The sequence below is a fragment of the Streptomyces sp. NPDC052052 genome (assembly GCF_040680455.1).
GTDB lineage: Bacteria > Actinomycetota > Actinomycetes > Streptomycetales > Streptomycetaceae > Streptomyces.
In genome coordinates this window covers 165,931-183,583 of the sequence record NZ_JBFAWU010000013.1, presented here as the reverse complement: position 1 = coordinate 183,583, position 17,653 = coordinate 165,931, and the positions used below count along the sequence as shown (strand labels likewise).

Genomic DNA, 17,653 nt, shown 5'->3' with positions numbered 1-17,653 from the left:
GATGGGTGTACCGAAGCCGCTGACGGACGAAGAGATCGAGGCGCGGCTGGCGGGACTGCCGGAGTGGACTCGTGACGGAGACGAGATCACGCGGCGGGTGGACATTCGGTACCACGCAGGTGTCGCGATGGTCGTGCACATCGCCGACCGGGAGCGCCGCATCGGCCACCACGCAGACATCGACTTGCGGATCGACCACCTGCGCATTGCGGTGACCACGCATGATGCCGGCTACAAGCTGACCGCGGCCGACTTCGACCTTGCGGCCCGGATCGACGCCATCGCGGCGGCGCACCAGTCCACGCCGCTCGACTGACCTCGAACGCACGAAACCGCCCCCCTCTCGACGCTGGTCAGGGCCTCACCAAGCCTGCCTCGCAGGCCCTAACGGGTTCTCCGCCACCTGCCATGCCAGATGAATGCAGGCAAACCCACAGAACGCCTATATGACGAAAACTCAAGGGATTCGACTTCGATGTGGGCATAGCAACCCGAAAACAGGTGAGCAGGTTCTAGGATGGGCGCTTTGCGCAGCCGCCCCTCCTGACGCTGGGTGGACCAATCGAGGGGACTACGGTCGATATGTCCGCTATGCCGGAGTCGGCGAAAGTGTGGGAAAATCACGTGCCTTCACGATAAAGCCGCAGGTCGCGCAGTCTGCTCCCCGCACACGCGGGGATGGTCCCATCGACCTCGACGGCGGCACGTGCACCGTGGGCTGCTCCCCGCACACGCGGGGATGGTCCCCGGGTAGTCAAGCCGCTGATCGATCGCATTCCCTGCTCCCCGCACACGCGGGGATGGTCCCGTGATGTCCACTGATGCCCCGCTGTGGGCCCTCTGCTCCCCGCACACGCGGGGATGGTCCCTTCCTAGAACTCGTACAGGCTGACAACGAGTCCTGCTCCCCGCACACGCGGGGATGGTCCTCCCGGGCCGAACCCGCTCCACCGTGCGGAGCACTGCTCCCCGCACACGCGGGGATGGTCCCATCGTCGCGGTTCGCACCCGGACGCGGTCCACCTGCTCCCCGCACACGCGCGGATGGTCCCCGATCCGTGACCCTGGAGGCGGTTCCGAACCCCTGCTCCCCGCACACGCGGGGATGGTCCCAAGCTCACGCTTGCGCTCATGGCGCTACTCGGCTGCTCCCCGCACACGCGGGGATGGTCCCGAGTGCGATATTGAGTTCTCGCTCGCTTCGCTCTGCTCCCCGCACACGCGGGGATGGTCCCCGGCGTCACCGCCAAGGAAGACGCGCCGTGGACTGCTCCCCGCACACGCGGGGATGGTCCCGCCGCCCACGCAGCCCAGCCGATACAGGTCAGCTGCTCCCCGCACACGCGGGGATGATCCCTCGGCAGCGGCTGTCTTCGGACCGCGGATCCGGTGCTCCGCGCACACGCGGGGATGGTCCCTTGTCACGGCCGGGGAAGGCCGGCCGCGCGGGCTGCTCCCCGCACACGCGGGGATGGTCCCGTCGCCCGGCGCGACCCGCCCTCGGCCATGTGCCGCTCCTCGCCTTCGCGGGGATGCCCCGCAGCATCGGAGGAGGCGGAGAAGACACGGGGCACGTACGTCACCCCAGGCACGCCCACCTCACCCCACCGCATCCCACCCCACCGCCCCGCCCCCCTCAGTCCGGCAGCAGATGCCCCCGCCGCGACAGCAGGAAGCGTTTGAAGGCGGCCACCGGTGGGGTGTCCGGGTGGCCGTCCAGCCAGGCGACGCCGATCTCGCGGGCCGCTCGCGGGGCCGTGACCGTCAGCTCGACGACCCCGGGGCGGGCCACCGCGGGCGGGGGCAGCAGGGCCACGCCCAGGCCGGCCGCGACCAGGCCGCGCAGGGTCTCCGCCTCCTCGCCCTCGAAGGCGACACGGGGGGTGAAGCCCGCCTCGGCGCACAGGTCGTCGGTGATCCGGCGCAGCCCGTAACCGGGTTCGAGGGTGACGAACTTCTCGTCGGCGGCCTCCGCCAGGCGGATGCGGCGGCGGGACGCGAGAGGGTGGTCCTCGGGGACGACCAGGCGCAGCCGCTGTTCGTCGAGGCGGCGGGCGACCAGATCGGGGGCGTCGGGGACGGGTGAGGTGAGGCAGAGGTCGAGGCCGCCGGACCGGAGGCGTTCGAGCATCGCCTCGCCGTAGTTCTGTACGAGCTGGAAGCGGACCCCGGGGTGGTCGGCGCGGAAGGCCCGGATCAGGGCGGGCACGGTCTCGGAGCCCATGGTGTGCAGAAAGCCGAAGGCGACCTTGCCGGTGGCCGGATCGGCGTCGGCCCGCACCGATTCGGCGGCCTTCTCGACCTCGGCCAGGGCCCGCTCCGCGGAGCTCAGGAAGGTGCGGCCCGCGGGGGTGAGGGAGACGGTGCGGCCCTTGCGGGCGAAGAGGGTGACTCCCAGGTCCTGTTCGAGCCTGACCATCGACCGGGAGAGCGTCGACTGCGGGACGCCGAGTTCGTACGCGGCGCGGGTGACGTGCTCGTGGCGGGCCACCGCCACGAAGTGGGCCAGCCGCGGCGCGAGGACGGCGCGGATGTCTTCTTCGTAACTACTCGGTGACAGTCGAGGCTGTGAGCTGTGTTCATGCGCCATGGGAACGATTATGACGAGTTCATGCATTGGACGCATGAAACCTGGTGGTTTTAGTTTTGAGCCATGCCTCCCGCGAGTACCGAGGCGTCCACCCTCACCGTGGCCGCCTCGCCCCAGACGTCCCCCGCCGCCGCTGTCGCCCCCGCCGGCCCCGCCGCGACGGACCGCCTCGAGCCCGGCCGCCCCGGCTACCGCCGGATGAGTTTCGCGCTCTTCGCCGCAGGTGTCGCGACCTTCGCTCTCCTCTACTCCACCCAGGCCCTGCTGCCCGCCGTGTCGTCCTCCCTCGGCGTCACGGCCGGACAGGCCAGCTGGACGGTCTCCGCCGCGACGGGCGCCCTGGCCCTGTGCGTGCTGCCGATGAGTGCGCTCTCGGAACGGTTCGGGCGGCGGCAGATGATGACCGTGTCGCTGACGATCGCGGTACTGGTCGGGCTCCTCGTGCCGTTCTCGCCCTCGCTGGGCTGGCTGATCGCGCTGCGCGCCGTCCAGGGCGCGGCGCTGGCCGGACTGCCCGCCTCCGCGATGGCGTACCTGGCGGAGGAGGTACGGCCGAAGGCGCTGGTCGCCGCGATCGGACTGTTCGTGGCGGGCAACAGCATCGGCGGGATGAGCGGTCGCATCATCACCGGCTGGATCGCCCAGGCGTGGGGCTGGCGTGCGGCGCTCGGCGTGGTCGGGCTCATCGCCGTGGCCTGCGCGGTCGTCTTCCACTTCATGATCCCCAAGGCCCGGCACTTCACCCCGGGCTCGCTGAACCCGAAGGCCGTCGCCAGGACGGTGGGCGGGCATCTCGCGAACCCGCTGCTGCGGCGGCTGTACGCGATCGGCGCGCTGTTCATGACGGTGTTCGGCGCGGTCTACACGGTGATCGGCTACCGCCTGGTGGAGGCGCCGTTCAACCTGTCGCAGGGGCTCGTCGGTTCGATCTTCCTGGTCTATCTCGTCGGTACGGTCTCCTCCGCGGCGGCCGGCAAGCTGGTCGCCCGTCTCGGCCGCCGGGGTGCGCTGTACCTGGCCGTGTCCACCACGGCCGCCGGTCTGCTGCTCTCGCTCGTCGACCAGGTGGTCGCGGTACTCCTCGGCCTGGTCCTGATCACGGCGGGTTTCTTCGCCGGGCACGCGGTCGCCTCGTCAGCGGTGAGCCATACGGCGACGAAGGGCCGCGCCCAGGCGTCGGCGCTCTACCAGTCCGTGTACTACCTGGGCTCCAGCGCGGGAAGCGCGATCGGTGCGATCGCCTTCCACGCCGGCGGCTGGGCCGGGACGGCGTGCCTGGGACTGTTCGCGGTCCTCGGCGTCGTGACGATCACGCTGTTCGGTTCGCTGGCGGCGCGGGCGGAACAGCGCCGGCCGGCGCCGGTGGCGTCCGTGCAGCACTGAGACAGTTCCGAACCGAGAGAGTTCCGAACTGAGACATACGACGCACAACCAACCACTCCCCGACGCGCGTCTAGCATGCGGAAGCACCTCACCGCGCGCGAAGGGGAGTTGGCGTACATGAGAGTCACAGGGAACACGCGGGGCGTCCGGACGCGGCGGGCGCTCGCGCTGTCCGTCGCCGGTCTGACGGCGACGTCCACCCTGGTCCTGGGCACCGGCGGATCCGCGCAGGCGGCGTCCTGCACGACGTCCACCGGGCCGTACCAGAAGCAGGTCGAGAAGTATCTGCACCGGCCGGTCGACGGCAGGCAGTCGGCCGCCGACTGCAAGGCGATCCGGTCGTTCCAGCGCACCTACGGGGTCACCCCGGACATCGGTTACGCGGGCCCGATCACCTGGCGGACGATGAAGACGCTCACGGCCCAGAAGGCGGCCGGCAAGAACCCGAACAAGGCCAAGAAGTGCCCCACCAACCGCGGGCGGATCGCCTGCGTGGACCTGACCCGGCAGCTGAGCTGGATCCAGGACGGCAGCAAGCTGAAGTTCGGTCCGGTGCCGGTGCGGACGGGGCGGAACGGGTACGAGACCCGGACCGGGTCGAGCAAGATCTATCTGCGGCACATCAACCACTGGTCGACGCTCTACAACGTGCCGATGCCGTACTCCCAGTTCTTCGACGGCGGGCAGGCGTTCCACTCGGTGGGCGTGAAGATGTGGAACCCTCCGGGGTCGCACGGCTGCGTCAACATGCGCCCCGCCGATGCGAAGGCGTACTGGAATCTGCTGAAGAACGGCGACGACGTCTACGTGTACGGACGCAAGCCCGGAACGTGATCCGAAGGCGCGCCGCTCAGGCGCTCATCACCCCTGTTGTCAGTGGCCCGTTGTAGTTTCCGATGTGCCGAAGTGGGCGGGGTCACAGCACAACAGGGGTGGAGCGATGAGCGGTCTTTCTGCTGCCGAGGACATCGAGAGCAGCCTGGAAGGACACCGGGTCGAGCTGACGGGTTACTGCTACCGGATGCTCGGCTCGGCCTTCGAGGCACAGGACGCGGTGCAGGACACGATGGTGCGTGCCTGGCGCAACGTCGAGAAGTTCGAGGGGCGTTCCTCCCTGCGGTCCTGGCTGTACCGCATCGCCACCAACGTCTGCCTGGACATGCTGAAGGCGGCCGGCAAGCGGGCCCGTCCGGTCGATCTGTCGGGGCCGACGCCGCTCGCCCAGGCGGCGCTCAACCCGCTGGCGGAGCACACCTGGCTGGAGCCGATGCCGGACGGGCGGATCCTGCCGTCGGTGTCCGACCCGGCGGAGGCCGCGGTGGCGCGGGAGTCGGTGCGGCTCGCGTTCGTGGCCGCCTTGCAGCATCTGCCGCCCAGACAGCGGGCCGTGCTGATCCTGCGCGAGGTACTGGCCTGGAAGGCGAGCGAGGTCGCCGAACTCCTCGGCACCTCGGTCGCGTCGGTCAACAGCGCCCTCCAGCGGGCCCGCGCCACCCTCGCGGCGCGCGCGGAGCAGACCGCCGACACCGCCGATCCGCTCGACGAGGAGCAGCGCCGGCTGCTCGACCGGTACGTCGCGGCGTTCGAGGAGTACGACATGGCGGCGCTGACGGCGCTGCTCCGCGAGGACGCCGTGATGACCATGCCGCCGTTCGATCTCTGGCTCCAGGGGCATGACGACATCACCGGTTTCATGCTCTCCCTCGGCGCGGGCTGTGCGGGCTCGCGCCTGGTGGCGACGGCGGCGAACGGCACCCCGGCCTTCGCGCACTACAAGCCGGATCCGGACGGGCCGGAGTTCGTGCCGTGGGCCGTGCAGGTCATCGACATCTCGAAGGGCTCCATCGCCGGGATGCATTTCTTCCTGGACACGCCTCGCTGGTTTCCGCTGTTCGGCCTGCCGGATCATCTGGACACGGAGGCCGACGCCAAGGGCGGCGCCGACGCCGGCGCGAGGTGAGACGAAGTCCTGCGCGGCCCTCATCCGGCTCGTCAGGCCCCCGTCATGGCTTCCGCATCAGGGAGACCGAGGCCTCGGCCGAAACTCATCCGGCCGCTTCCTCACAGGGCCCGCGGTCTCGTACCCGGTTCACAACGGACCGAAAAGCCGGTGAATATCCGTCAGCTCTTGTCATGTGTGCGATTTCTGTGAACCTTTGTGCCCCAAACTACCTCTAGGTTAGGGACCGGTCGGCACCAACTGTCGCTCGGTGCCGGCTGACCAGTGGCCCCTCGGGGGGCCTCCTGATTCTCCAGGGGGAGAGTTGCGCAGACACGTGAAAAGCGCGTGCGTATCCACCATTGCCATGGCGGCCGCCGTGGCACTCACGGCCGGGCTCACCACCCCGGCCATGGCAGAGTCCGGCGCCTCCGCCGCGACGGGCGCCGGGCCGGTGGCCCAGCACCGGCTGACGCTCATCACCGGCGACCGTGTTCTGGTGGACGCCAAGGGCCGAGTCCTGGACTTCCGGCCCGCGAAGGGGCGGGAACACATACCCGTGCAACGGCAGATACGCGACGGGCACACCCTGCTCGTCCCGGCCGACGCGCACCGGCTGATCAGCTCCGGGAAGCTGGACCGCCGGCTGTTCGACATCACCGAGCTGAACCGTGCGGAGAACCGCCGGGCCCAGAAGGCGGGACTGAAGCTGATCGTCGCCTACCGGGGCGCACGGGCGGCGGCCGCGAAGGAGCAGGTCCGTGACGCCGGTGCCACCCGGGTCGGCCGGTCTCTGAAGTCGCTGAACGCCGAGTCGGTGACCACGCCGGACCGCGACGCCCAGGACATCTGGCAGGCGCTCACCAGCAAGCCCTCGGGCAGTGCACAGCGCACCACCGCCGCCGGCGTCGACCGGGTGTGGCTGAACGGTGTGCGCAAGGTGAGCCTCGACAAGAGCGTGTCGCAGATCGGCGCACCGACCGCGTGGCAGGCCGGTTACACCGGAAGCGGCGTCAAGATCGCCGTTCTGGACACCGGTGTGGACGCCACTCACCCCGACCTCCAGGGACAGATCCTCAGCACGAAGAACTTCACCTCGTCGCCCGACACCAAGGACCGTGTCGGGCACGGCACCCATGTGTCCTCGATCGCGGCCGGTACGGGCGCCAAGTCGGGCGGGAAGTTCAAGGGCGTCGCCCCGGACGCCAAGCTGATCGAGGGCAAGGTGCTCGACGACGAAGGCTACGGCGACGACGCGGGCATCCTGGCCGGCATGGAGTGGGCGGTCGCGGAGGGCGCCGACATCATCAATCTGAGCCTGGGTGGCATCGACACCCCCGAGGTCGATCCGCTCGAAGCGGCGGTGAACAAGCTCTCGGCCGACCACGGCGTCCTGTTCGCCATCGCGGCGGGCAACGAGGGCGACGCCGCCGGCACGGTCGGCTCCCCGGGCAGCGCGGACGCCGCCCTGACCGTCGGCGCGGTCGACGGCAACGACAAGCTGGCCGACTTCTCCAGTCGCGGCCCGCGCATCGGCGACAGCGCGATCAAGCCCGATGTCACCGCACCCGGCGTGGACATCACCGCGGCGGCCGCACCCGGCTCGGAGATCGCGCAGGAGGTCGGGCAGAACCCGTCCGGCTATCTGACGATCTCCGGTACGTCGATGGCGACCCCGCACGTCGCGGGCGCCGCGGCGCTTCTCAAGCAGGAGCACCCGGACTGGAAGTACACCGAACTCAAGGGCGCGCTCACGGCGTCCACGAAGCCGGGTGCGTACACGCCGTTCCAGCAGGGGTCGGGCCGGATCGCCGTCGACCAGGCGATCGCCCAGACCGTCGTCGCCGACCCGGTGTCGGTGAACTTCGGTGTGCAGCAGTGGCCGCACACCGACGACACCCCGGTCAGCAAGAACCTGACGTACCGCAACCTCGGTACGACGGACGTCACCCTCGATCTGGCCGTCACGGCCACCGGCCCCAAGGGCCAGGCCGCCCCGGCCGGCTTCTTCACGCTCGGCGCCGAGCAGGTGACCGTCCCCGCGGGCGGCACCGCCGACGTGCCGCTGACCGCGGACACCAGGCTCGGTGGTACGGCCGACGGCTCCTACTCCGCCTATGTCGTCGCGACCGGCGACGGCCAGACCGTCCGCACCGCGGCCGCGGTCGACCGCGAGATCGAGTCGTACGACCTCACGCTCAAGGTCATCGGCCGTGACGGGAAGCCCGCCGCGTTCTACAGTTCCAGTCTCTACGGTCTGTCCGGCACCGCGAGCGATGTCTGGATGTCGCCCACCGGCCCCGACGGAACGGCCAAGGTCCGTGCCCCCAAGGGTGGTTATGCGCTGGACGCCGCCGTCTACGCGGACCCGGAGGACACCACCAAGGGCGTCGACTGGATCGCCCAGCCGAATCTGAACGTCACCAAGGACGTCACCGTGACGTTCGACGCGCGCAAGGCGAAGCCGGTCGCCTTCACCCTGCCCGCCAGTGACACGAAGGCCCGGTTCGCCGCGCCCGATCTTCAGTGGGACAGCGAGAACAGCGCATACACCTCCGGCTGGTTCCTCAATTCGTACCAGGGCTTCCGCACTCTGCACGTCGGCCCGAAGGTGACCGACGGTTCGCTCTCCCAGCACTGGCTCGGCAGCTGGGCCAAGAGCTCCTCGACCCGGTACGACATCGCGGTCGGGGGCCCGGTGACCCAGGCCGCGACCGGATACACCAGGAAGTTCACCACCGCCCAGATGGCCAAGGTGAAGACCTCGCTCGGCGCGTCCGTCAAGGGCAAGAAGGGCGGAATCGCGGCGTGGAGCCAGCTGCCCGGTGCGTACTCCGGCTGGAGCTACTGGTCCACGCAGAACCTCCCGGGCACCAGCACCATCTATGTCTCCACCGCCAACAAGGTGAAGTGGAGCTTCGACTTCAGCCAGAACGGCGGTCTCGACGCGGACGGCTTCCCGGTGGCCGAGGCGATGTACTCCCTCGGTAACCCGAAGACCCTCACGGCAGGCAAAACCTACACGAAGAAGGGCAACACCGCGGTGTTCGGCCCCGCGGTCGGTTCCGGCTACGGGGTCTACCGTGACGGCAACGACCTCGTCGGAATACTGCCGCTGGCAGCCGACGGAAGCGGCAACATCGGCTGGTCCACGTACAGTTCGGTCAAGACGGTCCTGTACCGCAACGGTGTCAAGCTCGCGCAGAACACGGACCCGCTGGAAGGCGACCCCGCCATCCGCGTGCCGTCCGCTGCCGCCGACTACAAGCTGACGACCTCGGTGAAGCGCAGCTCCAAGGTCTCGGCCGTCTCCACCCGGATCGATGCGAGCTGGACCTTCCGGTCCAAGAAGACCTCGACCCCCACTCTGATGCCGATCTCCACGGTCCGCTTCACCCCCAACGTGACCCTGGACGGCAAGGTGACGGCGGGCAGGACCGCTTCCGTGCCGGTGAAGGTGCAGGGGGCGGCGGCCGGCAGCAACCTCAAGTCGCTGACGGTGTACATCAGTTACAACGGCGGCAAGACGTGGAAGAAGGTCGCGGTCAAGAAGGGCAAGCTCTCGGTGAAGAACCCGGCCAAGGGCAAGTCCCTCTCCTACCGGGCCAAGGTCACGGACAAGAAGGGCAACACGTCGTCGGTCACGATCTACCACGCCTACTTCGGCAAGTAGGCCCCTCGACGGCGACCGCATGAGGACGGCCCGCCGGGACGGATCACTCCGCCCCGGCGGGCCGTTCGTGCGAGGAGGGGACAGCCCTCAGCTGACCGGAAAGACGCCGGTGTCCAGTACCAGTGCGAACGGCTCGGGCAGGGTCAGCTTCTCCCCGTACTCGACCGCGTCCAGGACCCGGTACGTGCCCGCTTCGGGTTCCCCGTACAGGGTGGCCGTGGGGCGGCCGGACTGCCAGGGGTCGAGGAGCAGGAAGAGCTCGACACCGGCCTTCGCGTATCCGTGTGCCTTGCCGATGCGGTCGTGGTTGGCGTTGGCCCGCAAGGTGATCTCGACGACGAGCCGGGCCTCCTTTGCCGGTACGCGGTTGCCCGGCCCGGTCACCTCGGCCCGCGGGACGACGACGAGATCGGGGACGTAGAGCCCGGCTCGGCCCGGCACGGTGACAGCAAGGGTCTGGTAGATCCCCCAGTCCTCCGGAATCACGGAGTAGAGCCGGCGTTGCAGCAACGCGGCAGTGAGACTGTGGTCGTTGGACGGTGGTGGCGACACAGTGACGATCCCCTCGATGATCTCCACCTTGCAGCCCTCGGGAGCGTCCGTCTCCTCCCAGATCCGGACGAGGTCGTCCCAGTCCTGGCCGTGGCCCGGCACGGGGTCAACGGTGAGGGGGCACATGGCGGTCTCCTCTGTCGGTACGTCACCTGAAGGGCCGCCTCCGTCCAGCATGCCGAACGGGACCGGCGGCAGTCCACCGATCCCGTTCACCCGGACGAGTAAGCCGCAGGTCAGGCGATACGCTCTCGCACCACCGGGGTGGCCGTGAAGTCCGTGTCGGCCGGGGCGATGTCGTACGCGGAGGGCAGGGCCTTCAGCGCGTAGTCGAACTTCTCCGGGGTGTCGGTGTGCAGCGTCAGCAGCGGCTGTCCGGCCGTGACCTGGTCGCCCGGCTTGGCGTGCAGTTCGACGCCCGCGCCCGCCTGCACCGGGTCCTCCTTGCGGGCCCGGCCCGCGCCGAGGCGCCAGGCGGCGACGCCGATGTCGTACGCGTCCAGGCGGGTCAGTACGCCGCTGGCCGGGGCCGTGACCACGTGCTGCTCGCGGGCGACCGGGAGCGGGGCGTCCGGGTCGCCGCCCTGGGCGGAGATCATCCGGCGCCACACGTCCATGGCGGAGCCGTCGGCGAGGGCCTTCTCGGGGTCGGCGTCCTTGAGTCCGGCCGCGTCGAGCATCTCGCGGGCGAGGGCCAGGGTGAGCTCGACGACGTCCTTGGGTCCGCCGCCGGCCAGCACCTCGACCGACTCGCGCACCTCCAGGGCGTTGCCCGCGGTCAGGCCGAGCGGGGTGGCCATGTCGGTGAGCAGCGCGACCGTGCGCACGCCACTGTCGGTGCCCAGGGCGACCATGGTGGAGGCCAGTTCGCGGGCGTCCTCGATGGTCTTCATGAAGGCGCCCGAGCCGACCTTGACGTCCAGGACGAGCGCGCCGGTGCCCTCGGCGATCTTCTTGGACATGATCGAGCTGGCGATCAGCGGGATGGCCTCGACCGTGCCGGTGACGTCGCGGAGCGCGTACAGCTTCTTGTCGGCGGGGGCGAGACCGTCGCCGGCGGCACAGATGACCGCGCCGGTGGTGTCCAGGACGTGGAGCATCTCCTCGTTGGAGAGGTGCGCGCGCCAGCCGGGGATGGACTCCAGCTTGTCGAGCGTGCCGCCGGTGTGGCCGAGACCGCGCCCGCTGAGCTGCGGCACCGCCGCGCCGCAGGCGGCGACCAGCGGGGCGAGCGGCAGGGTGATCTTGTCGCCGACGCCTCCGGTGGAGTGCTTGTCGGTGGTGGGCCGGGAGAGCGACGCGAAGTCCATGCGCTCGCCGGAGGCGATCATCGCGGCGGTCCAGCGGGCGATCTCGGCGCGGTTCATGCCGTTCAGCAGGATCGCCATGGCCAGCGCGGACATCTGCTCGTCGGCGACCTCACCGCGGGTGTACGCGTCGACGACCCAGTCGATCTGCTCGGGGGTCAGCTCGCCTCGGTCCCGCTTGGTGCGGATGACGGAGATGGCGTCCATGTCCTGGGATTCCTTCCGGCCGGTACGTGCGTACGCGAGAGAGTCAGACTCTACGCGCATAGAGGGTGGAGAGGGGGGTGGCCCTCCCCCGTGCGAGGGAGGGCCACCGGGGTTCTACTTCAGATGGTCCGGTCCGAAGGCCTGCGGCAACATCGCGTCGAGCGTGCGCAGCCCGTCGGGCGTCTCCAGGATCAGCTCCGGCCCGCCGAACTCGTACAGCAGCTGCCGGCACCTGCCGCACGGCACCAGGACCTCGCCCGACCCGTCCACGCAGGTGAAGTGGGTCAGGCGCCCGCCGCCGGTGGCGTGGAGCTGGGAGACCAGGCCGCACTCGGCGCACAGGCCGACACCGTACGAGGCGTTCTCGACGTTGCAGCCGGAGACCGTGCGTCCGTCGTCGACCCGTGCCGCGGCGCCGACCGGGTAGTGCGAGTAGGGGACGTACGCGTGCGCCATCGCGGACCGTGCGGCGTTCCGCAGTGCCGCCCAGTCGAACTCCGCGTCGGCTGTCACTTGCCCTGCCCCTTCCGGTAGCGCATGCCGTCCGCCTTCGGCATCCGCAGTCGCTGGGCGGAGAGCGAGAGGACGAGCAGAGTGACAATGTACGGCGTGGCGCTCACGAATTCGGTGGGCACGGTGTCCGTGGCGAGGTACCAGATGAGTACCGCGGCGGCGACGACCGCGCTGACCCCGCCCTGGACGAAGCTCTTGCGGTAGAGCTTCCAGGCTGCGAGCACGGCCAGCACGACCACCAGCAGCAGGAGCAGCGCGTGGACGGACTCGCCGCCGTTGCGGAGCTGGAGCGCGTCGGCGAAGCCGAACAGGCCGGCGCCCATGGCGAGGCCGCCGGGGCGCCAGTTGCCGAAGATCATCGCGGCGAGACCGATGTATCCGCGCCCGCCGGTCTGGCCCTCGTTGTAGATGTGCGAGGTGACGAGCGAGAGGAAGGCGCCGCCGAGGCCGGCCAGGCCGCCGGAGACGATCACCGCGATGTACTTGTAGCGGTAGACGTTCACGCCGAGCGACTCGGCGGCGACCGGGTTCTCGCCGCAGGAACGCAGCCGCAGCCCGAACGAGGTCTTCCACAGCACGAAGAACGTGAGGGCGAAGAGGACCACGGCCACGATCGTCAGCAGCGACACATGGGTGACCAGGCCGCCGAGGACACCGGCGAGGTCGGAGACGAAGAACCAGTGGTGCTTCTCGATGGAGTGCAGCCAGTCGGAGAGGCCCGGGACGGTCACCGAGGTGATGTCGTCGGACGGCGGGGACTGCTTCGGGCTGCCGCCCTTGGCCGCCGCCTCGCCCTCGTTGAACCAGAGCTTGGCCAGGTAGGTGGTGAAGCCGAGCGCCAGGATGTTGATGGCGATACCGGAGATGATGTGGTCGACGCCGAAGGTGACGGTCGCGACGGCGTGCAGCAGCCCGCCGAGCATGCCGCCGATGACGCCGGCCAGCACGCCGAGCCAGGGGCTGGTCTGCCAGCCGGCCCAGGCGCCGAAGAACGTGCCCAGGATCATCATGCCTTCGAGGCCGATGTTGACCACGCCGGACCGCTCGGCCCAGAGGCCGCCGAGACCGGCGAGCCCGATCGGCACCGCCATGGCGAGCGCCGCACTGATCTGTCCGGCGGACGTGACGTCCTGGGCGCCGGTGATGGCGCGCACGGCGGACAGGGCGAGCAGTGCGCCCGCGACGATCAGGAGGATGACGGGGAAGGAGAGGCGGGTGCGGCCGCCCTTGCCGCCGGAGACCTTGGGTGCCGCGGCGGGCGGGGTGGAAGTCGCCGTGACGGTCACGCCGACACCTCCTGCTTTTCGGAGTTACGGGCGGCCTGTGCGGCGAGTTCCGCGCCGACCTTGCTCTGCTGGCGCTTGAGGCCGTAGCGGCGGACGACTTCGTAGGCGATGACGACGCACAGGACGATGACGCCCTGGATCACGCCGACGATCTCCTTGTCGTACCCCTCGAACTCGAGCTTGCCGGTGCCGCGCTCCAGGAAGCCCCAGAGCAGGGCGCCGAGCGCGATGCCGATGGGGTGGTTGCGGCCGAGGAGGGCGATGGCGATGCCGGTGAAACCAATACCGACCGGGAAGTCGCCGCTGTACTCGTAGCTGTCGTTGAGGAGGGTCGGCATGCCGACCAGGCCGGCCACGGCTCCGGAGATCAGCATCGAGGTGACGACCATCTTCTTGACGTCGACGCCGCTGGCCTCGGCCGCGGAGCCGGACTGTCCGACGGTGCGCAGGTCGAAGCCGAACCGGGTGCGCGAGAGCGTGAACCAGTAGGCGACGCCCGCGATGACCGCGATCACGATGAAGCCCCAGACGGGCGACGGGGTGGTCGGGAACTCGAAGAAGTGCGAGGACTCCGGGATCGGCTTGGTGGAGATCTTCGTGCCGGCCGTGTCGAGGTGGCCGAGGCGGCCCTGCTGGAGCAGGTAGCCGATGATCGCCGTCGCGATGGCGTTCAGCATGATCGTCGCGACGACCTCGCTGACGCCCCGGGTGACCTTGAGGACACCGGCGATACCGGCCCACATCGCGCCGACGATCATCGCGGTGAGGATGATCAGCGGGATCTGCAGGGCGCCGGGCAGGGTCAGCGCGCCGCCGACCGCGGCTGCGAAGAAGGCGGCGAGGCGGTACTGGCCGTCGACGCCGATGTTGAAGAGGTTCATCCGGAAGCCGACGGCCACCGCGAGACCCGCGAGGTAGTACGTCGTCGCCTTGTTCAGGATGTAGACCTGGCTGTCCGACTTCATCCCGTAGTCGAACATGATGCCGAAGGCGCTGAACGGCTGCTTGCCGGTGGCGGCCAGCACGAGTGCGGTCACCAGGAAGGCGACCACGATCGCGAGTACGGGGGCCGCTATCCCCAGGAGCAACCGCTCCTTGTCGATCTTCTTCATCGGTCCTCTCCCCCGTCCCGGGGGTCGGTTTCGGTGCTGTCGCTTCCGGTAGCCGAGCCGGCGGGCGCCGTCGCGCCTTCCGGTGCCGCGGTCCCGTCCGGCACTGCGGTCCCGTCCGGCTCTGCGGCCGCGTCCGGCTCCGCCTCGTCCGGTGCTTCGAGGTGGCCGGTGGCCGCGCCGGTCATCGCCGAGCCGAGCTCCTCGGGGGTGATGGTCGCGGGGTCGGCGTCCGCGACCAGTCGGCCGCGGTACATGACGCGCAGGGTGTCGGAGAGGCCGATCAGCTCGTCCAGGTCGGCGGAGATCAGCAGCACGGCCAGGCCTTCGCGGCGTGCCTCGCGGATCTGGTCCCAGATCTGCGCCTGGGCGCCGACGTCCACGCCCCGAGTGGGGTGCGCGGCTATCAGGAGCTTGGGATCGTGGCTCATCTCGCGGCCGACGATCAGCTTCTGCTGGTTGCCGCCGGAGAGGGAGGCCGCGGTGACGTCGATACCGGGCGTGCGGACGTCGTACTCGCGCACGATCCGCTCGGTGTCGGCGCGGGCACTCCTGGGGTCGAGGAACGGACCCTTGCTGTTGGGGCGTTCGGTGACATGGCCGAGGATGCGGTTCTCCCAGAGCGGGGCCTCCAGCAGCAGTCCGTGCCGATGGCGGTCCTCGGGGATGACGGCCATGCCGTCCTCGCGGCGCTTGCGGGTGGGTATGCGGGAGATGTCGACGCCGTCCAGGGTGAGCACACCGGCGTCGAGGCCACGCATGCCCATGATCGCGTCGACCAGTTCGGACTGGCCGTTGCCCTCGACGCCCGCGATACCGAGGACCTCGCCCTTGTGGATGGTGAAGTCGATGCCGTCGAGCACCGCGCGCACCACGCCGTCCGGGTCCGTGGCGGTGAGCCGCAAGCCGTCGACGGTGAGCATCGGGACGTCGGTGACGGTCGACTCGCGGGTCTCCGGCGACGGGAGTTCGCTGCCGACCATCAGCTCGGCGAGCTGCTTGGTCGTGGTGCTCTTCGGGTCGGCGGTGCCCACCGTCGTACCGCGCCGGATGACGGTGATCTCGTCGGCGACCGACAGCACCTCGCCCAGCTTGTGCGAGATGAAGATGACGGTCAGTCCCTCGGCCTTGAGCTCGCGCAGGTTGTCGAAGAGCGCGTCGACCTCCTGCGGGACGAGGACCGCCGTGGGCTCGTCGAGGATCAGGGTGCGTGCGCCGCGGTAGAGAACCTTGAGGATCTCCACGCGCTGCCGGTCGGCGACCCCGAGGTCCTCGACCATGGCGTCCGGGCGGACCCCGAGGCCGTAGGCGTCCGATATCTCGTTGATCTTGGCGCGGGCCCGGTCGCCGATCCCGTACAGCTTCTCGGAGCCGAGGACGACGTTCTCCAGGACCGTGAGGTAGTCGGCGAGCATGAAGTGCTGGTGCACCATGCCGATGCCGCGGCCGATGGCGTCGCCGGGGTTGTGGAACGAGACCTGCTCGCCGTCCACCGCGATGGTGCCCTCGTCCGGCTTCTGCATGCCGTACAGGATCTTCATCAGAGTGGACTTGCCCGCGCCGTTCTCGCCGACGAGAGCGTGGACGGTGCCGCGGCGCACCGTGATGTCGATGTCGTGGTTGGCCACGACTCCGGGGAACCGCTTGGTGATGCCGCGGAGCTCCACGGCATGAGGACTGCTGGACGCGTTGATGGCGCACTCTCCTTGGCAGGAGCGGAGGGCGGAGACGGAGGGACGGGGCGGGGACGAAGTGGGGGACGAGCCGGTGGGGGCGAGAAAAGGTACCGCGCCCGGCGGTCGCTACGCGCGTAGTGTCCCTGAATCGTCAACCACCGGATCGGGCGGTGGCGGACCGTGTGCGGACGGCTACGCACAACACAGGGGGCGCCGTACGCACATCGGGGCCCGTGTGAAGCCGAAGCGGCTCACCCGGGCCCCGACCGACCAAACGATCAGAGCGTGGTCTTGACCGTGATGGTGCCGTCGACGATCTTCTTCTTCGCCTCGTCGAGCTGGGTCTGGATGTCCGAGAGGTGGTCACCCGTGGTGGTCAGGCTGACGCCGCCCTTGGCCAGGGAGTAGGTCTGCGTACCGGCCAGCGGCTTGCCGTCCTTGACCGACTGGACCAGGTCGTAGACGCCGGTGTCGACGTTCTTGACGACCGAGGTCATGATCGTGTCCTTGTACTTCGCCAGCGACGCGTCGAGGGCCTGGTCGGAGTCGACGCCGATGGACCAGGCGCCCTTCTTGCCCGCGACGGCCTCGATCGAACCGGCACCCGAGCCACCCGCGGCGGCGAAGATGACGTCCGCGCCCTTGTCGAGCATGCCCTTGGCGGCGGCCGAGCCCTTGTCCGGGCTGCCGAAGCCCGAGAGGTCGGAGCCGGTGGACAGGTACTGGATCTGCACGTTGGCCTTCGGCTTGGTGTCGAGGACACCCTGCTTGAAGCCGGCGGCGAACTTCTTGATCAGCGGAAGGTCCACACCGCCGATGAAGCCGACCTGGCCGTCCTTCGACTTCAGCGCGGCGGCGACACCGGCGAGGTAGGAGCCCTGCTCCTCGGTGAAGACGATGCTGGCGACGTTCTTCGCCTCGGCGACGGAGTCGACCAGACCGAAGCTGACCTTCGGGTACTTGGCCGCGATCTTGTCGACCGCGTCCTTGTACGCGAACCCGACGGCCACGACCGGGTTGTAGCCGCCCTCGGCGAGCGATTCGAGGCGCTGCTCACGGTCGGCCGGGGTCTCACCGTTCTTGGCGGTGAGCTCCTTCGTCTCGGCACCGAACTCGGCCTTGGCCTTGTCGAGGCCGCGCGCGGCGGAGTCGTTGAACGAGTTGTCGCCACGGCCGCCCACGTCGTAGGCCATGCCGATCTTCATCTTGCCCTCGTCGGAGCTGCCGCTCTCGGTGGACGACTCACCACAGGCGGTGGCGGTGAGCGCGAGAGCCGCAGTAACAGCACACGCAGCGGTGATCTTGGATACCCGGCGCAAGAGAAGGCCCCTTCGAAACTGACCGAAGCGCCTCTTCCGGCGCTGGTTTCGCCGCGATCGTAACGCGCGTAGATGTCAGATAAAGACCTGTACGGAAGC

General features: G+C 69.5%; 13 protein-coding genes and 1 CRISPR repeat array. Of the genes, 5 read left to right on the top strand and 8 right to left on the bottom strand.

All coding sequences use genetic code 11. From position 1 onward, the window contains the following. Position 1: 1 nt before the first annotated feature. A complete protein-coding gene (locus AB0L71_RS18015; protein ID WP_365243616.1) occupies positions 2-316 on the top strand; it encodes a 4a-hydroxytetrahydrobiopterin dehydratase in 315 nt (104 codons plus the stop codon). Positions 317-657: 341 nt separating this feature from the next. Continuing rightward, positions 658-1,540: direct repeats of the CRISPR family, unit length 29 nt; unit sequence CTGCTCCCCGCACACGCGGGGATGGTCCC. A gap of 96 nt (positions 1,541-1,636) precedes the next feature. Here the strand turns inward: AB0L71_RS18015 and AB0L71_RS18010 are convergent. Continuing rightward, complete coding sequence (locus tag AB0L71_RS18010) at positions 1,637-2,590, bottom strand: LysR family transcriptional regulator (RefSeq protein WP_365243614.1); 954 nt, start codon at positions 2,588-2,590, stop codon at positions 1,637-1,639. Positions 2,591-2,653: 63 nt separating this feature from the next. Here AB0L71_RS18010 and AB0L71_RS18005 point away from each other — a divergent pair, with 63 nt between their 5' ends. The 4 genes from AB0L71_RS18005 to AB0L71_RS17990 all read left to right on the top strand — a co-directional run bounded on the left by AB0L71_RS18005 (position 2,654) and on the right by AB0L71_RS17990 (position 9,585). After that, positions 2,654-3,973 (top strand): MFS transporter, encoded by a 1,320-nt coding sequence (locus AB0L71_RS18005; RefSeq protein ID WP_365243612.1) that lies wholly within the window; start codon positions 2,654-2,656, stop codon positions 3,971-3,973. 117 nt (positions 3,974-4,090) lie between these two features. Then, on the top strand, positions 4,091-4,807 hold the full coding sequence (locus AB0L71_RS18000; RefSeq protein WP_365243611.1) for a L,D-transpeptidase family protein: 717 nt from the start codon (positions 4,091-4,093) through the stop codon (positions 4,805-4,807). A gap of 106 nt (positions 4,808-4,913) precedes the next feature. Beyond that, positions 4,914-5,933 carry a sigma-70 family RNA polymerase sigma factor gene (locus AB0L71_RS17995; RefSeq protein WP_365243609.1) on the top strand — a complete coding sequence of 340 codons (1,020 nt, stop codon included), beginning with the start codon at positions 4,914-4,916 and terminating at the stop codon, positions 5,931-5,933. Between the two features lie 346 nt (positions 5,934-6,279). Continuing rightward, complete coding sequence (locus tag AB0L71_RS17990) at positions 6,280-9,585, top strand: S8 family serine peptidase (protein WP_365243608.1); 3,306 nt, start codon at positions 6,280-6,282, stop codon at positions 9,583-9,585. Positions 9,586-9,672: 87 nt separating this feature from the next. Here the strand turns inward: AB0L71_RS17990 and AB0L71_RS17985 are convergent, their stop codons facing one another. The 7 genes from AB0L71_RS17985 to AB0L71_RS17955 form a co-directional block, all read right to left on the bottom strand. Then, on the bottom strand, positions 9,673-10,263 hold the full coding sequence (locus AB0L71_RS17985) for a Uma2 family endonuclease (RefSeq protein WP_365243606.1): 591 nt from the start codon (positions 10,261-10,263) through the stop codon (positions 9,673-9,675). Positions 10,264-10,373: 110 nt separating this feature from the next. Further along, on the bottom strand, positions 10,374-11,651 hold the full coding sequence (locus tag AB0L71_RS17980) for a thymidine phosphorylase (RefSeq protein ID WP_365243604.1): 1,278 nt from the start codon (positions 11,649-11,651) through the stop codon (positions 10,374-10,376). Between the two features lie 114 nt (positions 11,652-11,765). Then, positions 11,766-12,164, bottom strand: a complete 399-nt coding sequence (locus tag AB0L71_RS17975) for a cytidine deaminase (protein WP_365243602.1) — start codon at positions 12,162-12,164, stop codon at positions 11,766-11,768. Further along, positions 12,161-13,450 (bottom strand): ABC transporter permease, encoded by a 1,290-nt coding sequence (locus AB0L71_RS17970; protein WP_365243600.1) that lies wholly within the window; start codon positions 13,448-13,450, stop codon positions 12,161-12,163. The genes AB0L71_RS17975 and AB0L71_RS17970 overlap by 4 nt, the downstream gene beginning before the upstream one ends. Next, on the bottom strand, positions 13,447-14,562 hold the full coding sequence (locus AB0L71_RS17965; protein ID WP_365243598.1) for an ABC transporter permease: 1,116 nt from the start codon (positions 14,560-14,562) through the stop codon (positions 13,447-13,449). Before AB0L71_RS17965 ends, AB0L71_RS17970 begins: the two co-directional genes overlap by 4 nt. Beyond that, positions 14,559-16,226, bottom strand: a complete 1,668-nt coding sequence (locus AB0L71_RS17960) for an ABC transporter ATP-binding protein (protein ID WP_365243596.1) — start codon at positions 16,224-16,226, stop codon at positions 14,559-14,561. Before AB0L71_RS17960 ends, AB0L71_RS17965 begins: the two co-directional genes overlap by 4 nt. Before the next feature lie 287 nt (positions 16,227-16,513). Further along, positions 16,514-17,554, bottom strand: a complete 1,041-nt coding sequence (locus AB0L71_RS17955) for a BMP family ABC transporter substrate-binding protein (protein ID WP_365243594.1) — start codon at positions 17,552-17,554, stop codon at positions 16,514-16,516. Positions 17,555-17,653 lie beyond the last annotated feature (99 nt).

What these genes read in the sequence shown, in the direction of transcription:
- AB0L71_RS18015 (WP_365243616.1), top strand. Translation starts at nt 2, where the DNA reads ATGGGTGTACCGAAGCCGCTGACGGACGAAGAGATCGAGGCGCGGCTG.
- AB0L71_RS18010 (WP_365243614.1), bottom strand. Translation starts at nt 2,590, where the DNA reads ATGGCGCATGAACACAGCTCACAGCCTCGACTGTCACCGAGTAGTTAC.
- AB0L71_RS18005 (WP_365243612.1), top strand. Translation starts at nt 2,654, where the DNA reads ATGCCTCCCGCGAGTACCGAGGCGTCCACCCTCACCGTGGCCGCCTCG.
- AB0L71_RS18000 (WP_365243611.1), top strand. Translation starts at nt 4,091, where the DNA reads ATGAGAGTCACAGGGAACACGCGGGGCGTCCGGACGCGGCGGGCGCTC.
- AB0L71_RS17995 (WP_365243609.1), top strand. Translation starts at nt 4,914, where the DNA reads ATGAGCGGTCTTTCTGCTGCCGAGGACATCGAGAGCAGCCTGGAAGGA.
- AB0L71_RS17990 (WP_365243608.1), top strand. Translation starts at nt 6,280, where the DNA reads ATGGCGGCCGCCGTGGCACTCACGGCCGGGCTCACCACCCCGGCCATG.
- AB0L71_RS17985 (WP_365243606.1), bottom strand. Translation starts at nt 10,263, where the DNA reads ATGTGCCCCCTCACCGTTGACCCCGTGCCGGGCCACGGCCAGGACTGG.
- AB0L71_RS17980 (WP_365243604.1), bottom strand. Translation starts at nt 11,651, where the DNA reads ATGGACGCCATCTCCGTCATCCGCACCAAGCGGGACCGAGGCGAGCTG.
- AB0L71_RS17965 (WP_365243598.1), bottom strand. Translation starts at nt 14,562, where the DNA reads ATGAAGAAGATCGACAAGGAGCGGTTGCTCCTGGGGATAGCGGCCCCC.